Consider the following 12,627-nt stretch of genomic DNA (forward strand, 5'->3'; position numbering starts at 1 on the left):
AGCATGTAAAGGAAAGAACAGGCCGCCATATTGGCGGCCTGATACTATTTACGCTACTTCAGTTTTTCTTTCCGGCTGCGGCGCGGGGGTGGGCTTGTTGGCGGCCAACGCATCATATGCGAAATCATCCACATTGATAGAACGTAAGCGGCTGGCTTCGGCTTTGGTCAGAATACCCGCTTCTTCTGCGGTAATCTGACCTTCGATCAGTGCTTGCTCTGCTAGTTGATCCAATCGCATGAATGGTAGCGGTTTATCGCTGGCTTTCGACAAGCGCTGGTAAATCGGCTCGGCTGCGATGATATCCAGTAATGCCTCTTCCAGCAGGCCGACAGGGTTGTGCTCGCTGGCAACCAGATATTGGCCGCGTCCCAGACGGCTACGCGTTTCCGACGGCGTTTGCAGAATCTTCGCGACCTCATGGTCGAGGCGGTCAGACGGCGCAGGGCAGCTCCGCCCCAGCGGGAAGATGATGAAAGTCAGCAGACCCGCCACGACGCGATTCGGGAAGTTACGCAGCAGCTCGTCCAGCGCCTGCTCGGCTTGATGCAGACTGTCCTGAACGCCCCAGTGCACCAGCGGTAAATCCGCTTTCTGGCGACCTTCGTCTTCATAGCGTTTCAATGTCGCAGAAGCTAGATAAAGCTGGCTGAGAATATCTCCTAAACGTGCCGAGATACGCTCACGACGCTTCAGGCTACCGCCCAGTACTGCCATCGACACATCTGCTAGCAGTGCCAGATTCGCGCTGAGTCGGTTGAGCTGTTGATAGTAGCGACGCGTTTTGTCGTTTACCGGCGCACGGCTTAGCAGGCCGTTGGTCAGGCCAAGCCAGAAGCTGCGCACCTTGTTGCTGCCGACGTGGCCGATGTGTCCAACCAGCGCACGGTCAAAGCGTGACACATCGTTGTCCTGTGCGGCTGCCATTTCTTCCAGCACATAAGGGTGACAGCGGATTGCACCTTGCCCGAAGATAATCATACTGCGCGTCAGGATATTGGCTCCCTCCACAGTGATGGCAATCGGGGCGCCCTGATAGCTGCGAGCCAGGAAGTTGGATGGGCCGAGACAGATACCTTTACCCCCGGCGATATCCATTGCATCCATCACGCTGCGCTGACCGCGGTGGGTACAGTGATATTTGACGATAGCGGAGAGCACCGCCGGTTTTTCACCCTGCATGATACCGCTGGTAATCAACGTCGCAGCAGCGTCCATCACGTAAGCATTACCCGCAATACGTGCCAGTGGTTCTTCTATGCCTTCCATCTTACCGATGGAGATTTTGAACTGGCGACGGATGTGTGCATAAGCACCGATGCCGAGAGCAATCGACTTCAGTCCTCCGGTGGAGTTTGACGGTAGCGTAATGCCGCGCCCAACGGACAGGCACTCCATCAGCATACGCCAGCCCTGACCAGCCATCTTCGCACCACCAATAATGTAATCCAGCGGGACAAAGATGTTCTCACCCTGAGTCGGCCCGTTTTGGAACGGAACGTTCAGCGGGAAATGGCGGCGGCCGATTTTAACGCCGTCGGTATCTGTAGGAATTAACGCACAGGTAATTCCTACATCGTCTTCATTGCCTAACAGGTGATCGGGATCGTACAGCTTAAAGGCTAGCCCGAGCACGGTGGCAACTGGGGCGAGTGTGATATAGCGTTTATTCCAGGTTAGACGCATACCCACGACCTGCTCCCCGTGCCAGTTGCCGTAGCAGACAATGCCAGTATCGGGAATTGAGCCTGCATCAGAACCGGCTTCCGGGCTGGTCAGCGCAAAGCAGGGAACTTCCTGACCGCGTGCCAGACGTGGCAGGTAGTGATCTTTTTGCACTTCAGTACCGTAGTGTTGCAGCAGTTCGCCGGGGCCGAGTGAGTTGGGAACACCAACGGTGATTGCCACAATACTGGAGACGCTTGACAGTTTTTGCAGCACTTGTGCTTGTGCATAGGCGGAGAATTCCAGACCACCGTATTGTTTTTTGATGATCATGGCGAAGAAGCGATGTTCTTTTAAAAATTCCCACAACTCCGGTGGAATATCAGCGCGTTCGTGAGTAATTTCAAAGTCGTTGGCCATCCGACAGGCTTCTTCAACGGGGCCATCGATAAACGCCTGCTCTTCAGCAGTTAACTGCGGGCGCGGGTAGTTATGCAGTTTTTTCCAGTCCGGTGCGCCGCGAAACAGATCGCCTTCCCACCAGGTTGTTCCTGCATCGATCGCCTCTTTTTCCGTGCTCGACATCGGCGGCATGACCTTCTGGAACATGCGCAGCGCGGAAGCAGAAACCAGTTTTTGCCGCAGAGCGGGAACGGTCATCGGAATCAGCAGGATCACGAGCGGAATCATCAGCCAGACGGGCCAGAGTAACATGGCGGACATGGCTGCGAAGTAGGTCAGCAGGATGGCGCTACCGAGCAGCAGATTGAGCCGATGGTAAAACATCGCTCCGATGATAATCAGTAGGAGGAGGATACTGACAGCAACCATAACGTGTCTCCAGCATTGTGATCGAATTAAGGCTTTCTTCCTTCCACTTGAAGCTGTGTGATAGTGGAAAGCGAGAACCGTTTCATCAGTGAAATAAGGCGTAAGAGGTCAATGTCGTAAGAGGTCTGACCTGTTGCTTATATTTGTTGTAGTTTATCTGATTATTTTTATCAATTCGTTTACATCATAATTACAACTCACTTCACAAACCGAGCGACCGTCGCGAGTTTTCTGACAGGCGTCAGTGATCCTTTCGATCCCGTGATTACGCGCTTCTCGCTGTTTGTTCAATCCGCTACACTGCATGCAGAAGATGATACTGTCACCAGACAAAATGAGAGGATTCCATGTATCAGGATTTAATCCGTAGTGAACTGAAAGAAGCAGCAGAAACACTGAATAATTTCTTGAGTGACGATGCGAACATTCAGTCGATTCAAAACGCTGCGGTACTGCTGGCAAACGCTTTTAAAGCGGGTGGTAAAGTGATTTCCTGCGGTAACGGTGGCTCACACTGCGATGCGATGCACTTTGCCGAAGAGCTGACGGGTCGCTATCGTGAGAATCGTCCGGGCTATCCGGCCATTGCGATCTCCGATCCGAGCCACCTGTCCTGCGTCAGCAACGATTTTGGCTACGATTTTGTCTTCTCCCGTTACGTTGAATCGCTGGGGCGCGAAGGTGATGTGCTGCTGGGAATTTCCACTTCTGGTAATTCTGGCAATATCATCAAAGCCATTGCGGCGGCAAAAGCGAAAGGTATGAAGGTCATTACTCTAACGGGGAAAGACGGCGGTAAAATGGCGGGATCGGCCGATGTGGAAATCCGTGTTCCACATTTCGGTTATGCCGACCGTATTCAGGAAATCCATATCAAAGCGATTCACATCCTGATTCAACTGATTGAAAAAGAGATGGCGGATCAGTAAGCCGCATTAATAGTAGACTCTAAATAGTTCGAGTTTCAGGACAAAACGTTAGCGTTTTGAACAACGTAAAGCGTTGGCCCGCTAGGGCTAGGCCCACGACGGGCCGAGTATTTGTGCGTAGCTAACGCACATGCAACTTGAAATATGATGAGAAGGGAAGGGTAGGAAGTCAGATGTGTGAACTGCTGGGGATGAGCGCGAATGTACCGACGGATATCTGCTTTAGCTTTACCGGGCTGATACAACGCGGTGGGAACACCGGGCCGCACCGGGATGGCTGGGGGATTACCTTTTATGAAGGGAACGGCTGTCGTACGTTCAAAGATCCGCTGCCAAGCTATAACTCGCCGATTGCCCGGCTGGTGCAGGATTACCCGATCAAATCGTGTGCGGTGGTTTCACATATTCGACAGGCGAATCGCGGTGCGGTGTCGCTGGAAAATACCCATCCCTTTACTCGCGAGCTATGGGGGCGGAACTGGACGTACGCCCATAACGGGCAACTAAAAGGCTACAACACTCTGAAAACGGGGATGTTTCGTCCTGTTGGTCAGACGGACAGCGAATTTGCTTTCTGCTGGCTGCTGTCTCAACTGTCCGAGCGCTATCCGCGCACGCCGGGTAACTGGCCTGCGGTATTCCGCTATATCGCTAAACAGGCGGATGTTCTGCGTCAGAAAGGCGTGTTTAACATGCTGTTGTCGGACGGGCGCTTTGTGATGGGGTATTGCTCAACCAAACTCTACTGGATCACCCGTCGCGCGCCGTTTGGTAAAGCGACGTTGCTGGATCAGGATGTGGAGATTGATTTCCAGCAGCAGACGACACCCAATGATGTCGTTACCGTGCTGGCGACACAGCCGCTAACGGGTAACGAAACCTGGCATCAGATAATGCCAGGTGAGTTCGTTCTATTTTGTTTCGGCGAGCGCATACTTTAAGGTCGGCTGGCTGGTCATCAACGGTGGATTAACGACGTATTGCCCGTTAAAAACCGTGATAGCTGGCGGCTGATTATGCTGATTAAAGTAAGCGTATCCCGGCTGAAGCTGTTTCCAGAAGCTGGCGTAGGTGGAACTACGATGGCGCTGCATGTTCTGTTCTGTCATGCGGAACGGATAGATGGCGATATCAATTTTCGCCTGCCCGTGGCGTAATGCCGCTTCGGCATAGCGATAAATCTCATCCATATAGTTGTTGGTCATGGCATAGCAACCAACTGACACACATTCTCCGTGGATCATTAAATAGCGGCCAGAATATCCCTGTGATTTATCATAGTCGTTGGGGAAACCGATGTTGATCGCGCGGTAATATTGGCTGTCTGGCTTGAGCTGGCGCAAATCGACCTGATAGAAACCTTCCGGGCTTTTTAAATCGCCTTCAACCCGTTTTGGCCCTAATCCGCCCGAATATTTACAAATTGGATATTGTTCCAATAAACGATATTCGTTGCCGACTTTCGCATAAAGTTCGAATATTCGCTCTTCTTTAAAGATCTGAATATAGATCGGAGAGCCTAATAATTGCTGTTTTAATTCTTTTGCTATCGGCGCAAGCGGCGGTGCAGTCTCGCTAGCGGCGCTGGTAACAACAAGAGAAGGCAAAAAAAACAACATCGCAAACGACAGCGCGATTTTTTGCATTATGGTTCCTGATAATAAAATTGCTGTGCTACGTGCGGTATCCCTGTCGCGCTATTGGTGTTTTAGCGTAGGAGTTGGGCGACCGTTATCGTTCTGTATTTCGTCGCTGAATAGATAACGATGAAAACGAAATCACATTATCATTGGTTTCATATTAATCAAGCGTTGAAAAGCGCTAAAAAATAACATTTACAAAAAACGGCCCGAAAGGATGCGGGCCGCTCAATTTGAGATCGTTTTTACATCGTTAATTGCGGAGAAAAGCGTATCAGGCGCGGGTGGCTTCTATCATAATAATATCGGTGACAAAGGAACCGTCTGCCTGTACCTCAAAATGCTGTGCCACCTCGTCCGCCAGCGTTTTTTGCAACTCACGGATGGCGATAGCGAAATGTTCTGGCGTGCGCATACGTGCTATCCAACTGCTGAATTCCAGCGTCAACCTGTCGCTGGTGATGTTACGCACGATAAACCCCGCTTCTGTAAACAGACTCAGCCATTCACCCGGCGCGTAGTTGCGTACATGTGAGGTGTCACGCAACTTCTCTACCGTCTGCAAGTAGATGTCCAACAACGGATGGCCCGGTGAAACGACGTCCATCATGATCACTCGACCACCTGGTTTCAGAACGCGCCGCATTTCACGCAACGCCTGCCCGACGTCATGCCAGTGATGTGCGGAATAACGGCTGATGATGATGTCCGCACTATTGCTATCGAATGGTAAAGACTCGGCGACACCTTGCTGAACGCGGATATTATTCAGCCCTTTTTGCTCTGCGGCCTGACTCACCACATCCAGCATTTGGGATGACAGATCATAGGCGACAACCTCCGCGACGGCCTGTGCGGCGACAAAGCTGGCATGTCCGGCACCGCAGCCAACATCGATCACGCGCGCCTGTGGGAAGGGCGCCAATAAAGTGGCCAGTCGGGTTAAATCTTTGCCCTGCGCGTGTACCGCGCTGGTCAGGTAGTTCTGTGCCTGTGAGCCGAACTGGTGTTCGACGCGACGATTATGACTCTGTTTTTCTTCCATCATTGCTCTCGCTTTATCTGAATTGTTCTCGTTTCATCATGGTTAAACGGCGGCGCGCCTGCCAGTAAAGAAGACCTTGGTCTGAGAACACTATAATGAGGGAAAAATACGGGTACAATATGAGCATTTATACGGGTATAAAATACTCCCTGTTTGATTAACACATTTTTCATTGATGTTGCGGTCACTGTAAACTGCCTATACGAACGGGATGAAAAGGACACGTGGTTATGTCTGCAAATACGCTTATGTCTGCCAATTCTCTGAGTGGTCCAAAGGCGCTGGGGGCTTTTTTACGGGCGCTGCGTGAGCGGACAACGCCCGAAATGGTCGGCTTTCCTGCCTCTGGACGGCGACGCACCAGTGGATTGCGCCGAGAAGAATTGGCGCAAATCGCCCGAATCAGCACCACCTGGTATACCTGGATTGAGCAGGGGCGTGATGTGTCCGCTTCGGCATCGGCGCTGACTCGCTTGTCACTGGCGTTAAAGCTGGAACCCGCCGAGCATGACTACCTTTTTAGCCTTGCTGGCGTGCAGGATCCCCAGAAGCAGAATAGGGCAACGTCGCTGGATGCACAGGTTGCCGCCAGCCTGCACCACATTGCCTGTCCTGCGTATCTTCTGGATGGATGCTGGAACATGCTCGCGTGGAACGCGCCGTCGGAACAGCTGTTCGCCGGATGGTTGGGAAACGATGCCGAACCGAATCTGCTGCATTTCATGTTTCTTAATCCATTGGCACGATCGCTGGTGGTGGATTGGCCGGAACGGGCAAAGCGTGTGGTGGCAGAGTTTCGCGCGGAATCAAGTCATTACGCACCCACTGAGGCCGTTCGGCAAATTGTGATGGCGCTGTGTGAAGAAAGCCGCGAGTTCAACCTTTGGTGGTCGCAGCAGGCGGTAACCGCCCGTGAAGGTGGCGAACGACGTTTTCATCATCCTTTGCTTGGCGATGTGGCCTATCATCAACAGACTTTTCATCCTGCCGGTCATGGGGACGTTAAGCTGGTGATGCTCATCATGCAGTAAACGCGGCAAGCATCGCGCAACTTGTCTATACTGACTTTGATCTGTATATTTATACAGTGTTGTCGGAGGGCCAGTATGCGCAAAATCATTCATGTTGATATGGACTGCTTCTACGCAGCAATTGAGATGCGTGATAACCCGCGCCTGCGTGATATTCCTCTGGCGATTGGTGGAAGCGCCGATCGACGTGGTGTCATTAGTACCGCTAACTATCCTGCCCGACGCTACGGCGTTCGCAGCGCGATGGCGACCGCAACCGCCCTGCGCCTGTGTCCGCATCTCACCTTGTTACCGGGGCGCATGGACGTATATAAGTCCACGTCGCGCCAAATTCGCGAGATCTTCGCCCGCTATACCTCACTGATTGAACCGCTTTCTTTGGATGAAGCCTATCTGGATGTCACCGATAGTCCGCACTGTAATGGTTCGGCAACGCGGATCGCTGAAGAAATCCGTAAAACCATTGCGAATGAATTGAATCTGACGGCCTCGGCAGGCATTGCGCCGATCAAGTTTCTGGCGAAGGTTGCCTCTGAGTTAAATAAACCGAATGGACAATATGTGATTACACCGGAGCAGGTAGATGATTTCCTGCTCGCGTTGCCGCTGGAGAAGATTCCTGGCGTCGGGAAAGTGACGGCGAAACGGTTGGAAGAGCGTGGTTTGCATACCTGTGCTGATGTGCGGGCGTATGCGCTGGCGGATCTGCTCAAAGCATTCGGCAAGTTTGGCCGGGTACTGTGGGAGCGATGTCAGGGGATTGACGAACGGCAGATTTCACCAGATCGGCTGAGGAAATCAGTCGGAGTGGAGAAGACGCTGGCGCAAGATATTCACGACTGGGATCAGTGTGAAAACCTGATCGAACAGCTTTATCAAGAGCTGGAGGTTCGTCTGAAACGGGTGAAGCCCGATCTGCATATTGCGCGTCAGGGGGTAAAACTCAAGTTCGATGATTTTCAGCAAACGACGCAGGAGCATGTGTGGCCGATGTTAAATAAACAGGATCTGTTGAAGCTGGCGCAACAAACCTGGCTGGAGCGGCGTAAATCCCGAGGTGTCCGATTGGTTGGGCTGCATGTGACGCTGCTCGACCCGCAAATTGAGCGACAGTTGGTATTTGATTGGGGATAGCAGGGGCTGGCTAAGAATAAAAAGGCGACGGATAACCGTCGCCTTGGTTTTTATCGTAATGCGATTAAGCGCGTGGCGGAATCGCTTTCAGCAATTCTGTCAGCAATTTCCAGTACAGATCCACGCTGCCGATATGAACTTGTTCATCCGGTGAGTGCGGCCCGGTAATGGTTGGCCCGATAGATACCATATCCATCTCTGGGTACGGTTTCTTAAATAGACCACATTCCAGCCCTGCGTGAATCACCATGATGTTCGGCGTCTTGTTGAACAGCTTCTGATACGTTTCGCGTACCAGCGCCATGACCGGTGAATGCGCATCCGGCTGCCAGCCTGGATAGCCGCCTTTCGGAGAGGTTTTCGCGCCAGCCAGTTGACCCAGCGCCGTCAGCGTACCCACGACGGCGTCTTTACCGCTATCGATCAGCGAACGAATCAGGCAGATAATTTCTGCATGATCGTCTTCCATGGTGACAACGCCGAGGTTCAGTGAGGTTTCCACCACACCTTTGACATCGTCGCTCATGCGGATCACGCCGTTTGGCGTTGCATTGAGCAGCGCCAGCAGACGATCGCGGCTGTCTTGCGTCAGCGGGTGCTCGTTGCTGTCGCTGGCTTCCACCAGCACGGTCAGGTTTTTCTCAACGGCAGAAAGCTCATTCTTCAGTACGGCCAGATACTCCTGGCTCAGCGTCTTCAACTGCTCGACATCAGCGGCAGGCAGTGACAGCGTGGCGAAGGCTTCACGCGGAATGGCGTTGCGCAGCGTCCCACCGTTCAGATCGAGAATGCGGATATCCAGCGCTTTCGCCTGCTCGAACAGGAAACGTGCCAGCAGTTTGTTGGCGTTGCCCAGCCCCAGATGAATGTCGCCACCGGAGTGGCCGCCTTTCAGTCCTTTAATCGTCAGCTTCAGCGTTTGGTAACCAGCAGGTGGCACTTCGCGCACCAGCGGCAGACGGGTGATAAAATCAATACCGCCTGCGCAACCCATGTAGATCTCGCCTTCTTCTTCCGAATCGGTGTTGATCAGGATTTCGCCCTGAAGCCAGTTAGGTTGCAGGCCAAACGCGCCATCCATACCTGCTTCTTCGGTCATGGTCAGCAGCACTTCCAAAGGACCGTGCTCGACACGTGGATCGGCCAGCACCGCCAGCGCAGAGGCCATACCAATACCGTTATCCGCGCCCAGCGTGGTGCCGCGTGCTTTCAGCCAGTCACCGTCAACGTAAGGTTGGATCGGGTCGGTTGTGAAATCATGTACGGTGTCGTTGTTTTTTTGCGGCACCATGTCCAGATGCGCTTGCAACACGACAGGTTTGCGATTTTCCATACCTGTGGTTGCCGCTTTGCGCAGCAGAATATTGCCAACCTGATCGCGCTCGGCATAGATGCCTTTCTCTTTAGCCCACTCCAGAATGTGCGCAGCCAGCGCTTCTTCATGATAAGAAGGGTGCGGGATAGAACAGATTTTGGCGAAAATATCCCATAGAGGCTGGGGGGAAAGTTGAGACAATTCAGACACTATTTCAGTCTCCTTTTTAGCTGCCTGTTTCCGCATTCTGGCGTGCAGGGGCTATAGGTTAAAAGTTGAATGCAGTTAGCCACGTAAGGTGGCGTGTCACAAGAGAATATCATTTTCCATTGAAGCAGGGGAAATTGCCGTTGTCTCTTCTTACTTTTCCTGCTGCAATATGAATCAGCGGGTTTGGTAGGGCGCAGGCTGTCAGGAAAAACTCGGTTCTCGCGTTGAGAAAAACTGGTTTTTATGTTGTTGGCTATCTATAATCTCGCGCAACCTTTTTCCCCCCTCAGACTCAACTTAAGCCGGTTTTTATTCGGCTGGGATATATTTTATGAGCGAAAAGTACGTCGTAACCTGGGATATGTTGCAAATTCATGCCCGTAAACTGGCACAGCGTTTACTGCCTGCCGATCAATGGAAAGGCATCATTGCCGTAAGCCGCGGTGGTCTGGTTCCTGGCGCGCTGTTAGCGCGTGAGCTTGGCATTCGTCACGTTGATACCGTTTGCATCTCCAGTTATGACCATGACAACCAGCGCGAAATGAAAGTGATTAAGCGTGCCGAGGGAGATGGCGAAAGGTTTATCGTAGTTGACGATTTGGTTGATACCGGCGGTACGGCAAAGGCGATTCGCGATATGTATCCGAAAGCGCACTTTGTGACCATTTTCGCCAAACCTGCTGGTCAACCGCTGGTTGACGACTACGTCATTGATATTCCACAAGATACCTGGATTGAGCAGCCGTGGGATATGGGCGTGGTGTTTGTTCCGCCTTTGTCTGGCCGCTAATCGCCTCGCGATAATTATCGATTTCCATCAATGCCCGGTTTAGCCGGGCATTATTGTTTATGGTGATTGTTGTTTATGATGATCGTTGCTTATGGCGATTGTCCTTTCTGAATGACCCTCATTTCTGCCACCGGCTTTGATCCGATCGTGTGTTTCTGCCGTTGGCATTTGTCTTCCCTGGCCTGAGTTCGTTACACTTTAACCGGTGACGAAGAAGTCGTCTGATGCCCGCTAACGGCGGTTCACATTAACGGAGGCTGCTGTGGCGCAAGCTAACCTGTCTGAAACGCTATTCAAACCATCCTTCAAACATCCAGAAACCTCGACGTTGGTCAGACGTACGCGAAATAGTCAGGAAACGCAGGGGCTGCATTCTACGCTGGAAGGAGAAAAGACCCGCAGTTGGTATCGGATGATTAACCGACTGATGTGGATTTGGCGTGGTGTCGATCCGTGGGAAATTGAGGATGTGCTGTCGCGTATCGCCGCGAGTAAAGCTGACAGAAGCAATGAGCAGTTGCTCGATACGGTGATTGGCTACCGCGGTGGTAACTGGATCTATGAATGGGCGAAGCAGGGCGCAGACTGGCAGCAACGGGCCACAGAAAGTGGTGATGGCGCGAAAACCGGACAGTTTTGGTTGAATGCAGCCAACCTCTACAGCATTGCTGCGTATCCGCATATTAAAGGCGATGAACTGGCAGAACAGGCGCAAACGCTGGCAAATCGTGCCTATGAAGAAGCCGCTAAGTACCTGCCTTACGAACTCAAAGAGCTGACCTTTCCAATTGCTGGCGGCGGCACGCTGACCGGCTTTTTGCATATGCCATCGCAAGGAAAAGCCCCTTTTCCGACTGTCCTCATGTGCGGCAGTCTGGAAATGTTGCAAAGCGATTATCACCGACTGTTTCAGGACTATTTTGCGCCAGCAGGCATGGCGATGTTGACGATTGATGTTCCCTCCGTTGGATTTTCTTCCCGCTGGAAGTTGACTCAGGATTCCAGTTTCCTGCATCAGCAGGTCTTGCGTGCGCTACCGGATATCCCGTGGGTCGATCACAGCCGCGTAGCCGCATTTGGTTTCCGCTTTGGTGCTAATATCGCCGTTCGGCTGGCTTATCTGGAATCACAGCGTTTATGTGGCGTGGCCTGTCTTGGCCCAGTGGTGCACCATCTGTTAAGCGATCCGAATCGCCAGCAGCAGGTACCGGACATGTTTATGGATGTACTGGCGAGTCGGCTGGGTATGCCGTTTTCGACGGATGCCTCGCTGAAAATCGAACTGGGGCGCTATTCACTGAAAACACAGGGTCTGCTAGGACGCCGTTGCCCGACGCCGATGCTGGCAGGCTACTGGGAAAACGATCTGTTATGCCCGAAAGAAGAGGCTAGCCTGATTGTGAATTCATCCGCACAAGGGAAGCTGATGCCAGTTAATTTCTCTCCGATATACCAGAATTTCGATCGCGCATTGCAGCAAATTAACCGGTGGTTGCAGGATAAAGTGTGTTGATCATGATGGGTAAACATCCGAGTACCGAACAGTAACCTTATGCCAGGTGGTTGATAAATTACCATTCTCTGCTAAAAAGAATGTTCAACCAGAGGAGATCGTAGATGATGTTACCGAGTGGACACTCCAAAAGCCGACTCATGAAAAATTTCACGGCATTGGGGCCTTATATCCGTGAAGCGCAGTGCGAGGATACCGCGTTTTTTTTTGATTGCCTGGCGGTTTGCGTCAATATCAAGCCCGCGCCAGAAAATCGCGAGTTCTGGGGCTGGTGGTTGAATTTGGAAGATACGGGTAAAGCCTTTGCCTATGAGTATCACTACGGTCTGTTTGATAAGCAGGGCAATTGGCGTGAGGAAAAAATTAAGGACAAAGCCGTGGTTGAACAGGTAGAAAATGCCAAACAGGCTTTCCATGTCCGATTGGAGAAACTGCTGCACTCGCTGGAACCCGCTTGTACCCTCGTCGCACGACCGTGATGATTCCTTAACGATCCCCGATTTATTCGCAGGTTTTCGCGTTAT

Annotated in this window: 11 protein-coding genes; 7 read left to right on the forward strand and 4 right to left on the reverse strand. The window is 52.1% G+C overall.

Annotation, left to right across the window (positions count from 1 at the left end):
• Positions 1-48 precede the first annotated feature (48 nt).
• Positions 49-2,496 (reverse strand): acyl-CoA dehydrogenase FadE, encoded by a 2,448-nt coding sequence (gene fadE / locus CLR69_RS21150; protein WP_131535141.1) that lies wholly within the window; start codon positions 2,494-2,496, stop codon positions 49-51.
• Between the two features lie 347 nt (positions 2,497-2,843).
• Here fadE and lpcA point away from each other — a divergent pair, with 347 nt between their 5' ends.
• Entirely contained in the window at positions 2,844-3,425 is a 582-nt protein-coding gene (gene lpcA / locus CLR69_RS21155; RefSeq protein WP_005975726.1) for a D-sedoheptulose 7-phosphate isomerase, read from the forward strand.
• Between the two features lie 173 nt (positions 3,426-3,598).
• Positions 3,599-4,366 (forward strand): class II glutamine amidotransferase, encoded by a 768-nt coding sequence (locus CLR69_RS21160; protein WP_129710032.1) that lies wholly within the window; start codon positions 3,599-3,601, stop codon positions 4,364-4,366.
• Here CLR69_RS21160 and dpaA read toward each other — a convergent pair.
• Together dpaA and CLR69_RS21170 are read right to left on the reverse strand one after the other, a co-directional pair.
• A complete protein-coding gene (gene dpaA / locus CLR69_RS21165; RefSeq protein WP_129710030.1) occupies positions 4,337-5,071 on the reverse strand; it encodes a peptidoglycan meso-diaminopimelic acid protein amidase in 735 nt (244 codons plus the stop codon). The two genes, CLR69_RS21160 and dpaA, sit on opposite strands and share 30 nt — an antisense overlap.
• 268 nt (positions 5,072-5,339) lie before the next feature.
• Positions 5,340-6,110, reverse strand: a complete 771-nt coding sequence (locus tag CLR69_RS21170) for a class I SAM-dependent methyltransferase (protein WP_242451672.1) — start codon at positions 6,108-6,110, stop codon at positions 5,340-5,342.
• Between the two features lie 230 nt (positions 6,111-6,340).
• Here CLR69_RS21170 and CLR69_RS21175 point away from each other — a divergent pair, with 230 nt between their 5' ends.
• Both CLR69_RS21175 and dinB read left to right on the forward strand, forming a co-directional pair.
• Entirely contained in the window at positions 6,341-7,141 is an 801-nt protein-coding gene (locus CLR69_RS21175; protein WP_129710026.1) for a helix-turn-helix transcriptional regulator, read from the forward strand.
• Positions 7,142-7,216: 75 nt separating this feature from the next.
• The gene (gene dinB, locus CLR69_RS21180) at positions 7,217-8,275 is read left to right on the forward strand and encodes a DNA polymerase IV (protein ID WP_129710024.1); all 1,059 of its coding nucleotides are present in this window, start codon (positions 7,217-7,219) and stop codon (positions 8,273-8,275) included.
• A 64-nt stretch (positions 8,276-8,339) separates the two neighbouring features.
• On the opposite strand, the gene pepD is transcribed toward dinB, so the two are convergent.
• Entirely contained in the window at positions 8,340-9,800 is a 1,461-nt protein-coding gene (gene pepD / locus CLR69_RS21185; protein ID WP_131535143.1) for a beta-Ala-His dipeptidase, read from the reverse strand.
• Between the two features lie 331 nt (positions 9,801-10,131).
• Between pepD and gpt the strand changes: the two genes are divergently transcribed.
• The 3 genes from gpt (at position 10,132) to crl (ending at position 12,582) form a co-directional block, all read left to right on the forward strand.
• A complete protein-coding gene (gene gpt / locus CLR69_RS21190; protein WP_131535144.1) occupies positions 10,132-10,590 on the forward strand; it encodes a xanthine phosphoribosyltransferase in 459 nt (152 codons plus the stop codon).
• Positions 10,591-10,852: 262 nt separating this feature from the next.
• On the forward strand, positions 10,853-12,103 hold the full coding sequence (gene frsA / locus CLR69_RS21195) for an esterase FrsA (RefSeq protein ID WP_131535145.1): 1,251 nt from the start codon (positions 10,853-10,855) through the stop codon (positions 12,101-12,103).
• A 104-nt stretch (positions 12,104-12,207) separates the two neighbouring features.
• Positions 12,208-12,582: a sigma factor-binding protein Crl gene (crl, locus tag CLR69_RS21200; RefSeq protein WP_129710018.1), complete on the forward strand. Its 375-nt coding sequence runs from the start codon at positions 12,208-12,210 to the stop codon at positions 12,580-12,582.
• Positions 12,583-12,627: the final 45 nt, after the last annotated feature.

It is taken from the genome of Pectobacterium zantedeschiae, assembly GCF_004137795.1.
In the GTDB taxonomy this organism is placed as follows: Bacteria; Pseudomonadota; Gammaproteobacteria; order Enterobacterales; family Enterobacteriaceae; genus Pectobacterium; species Pectobacterium zantedeschiae.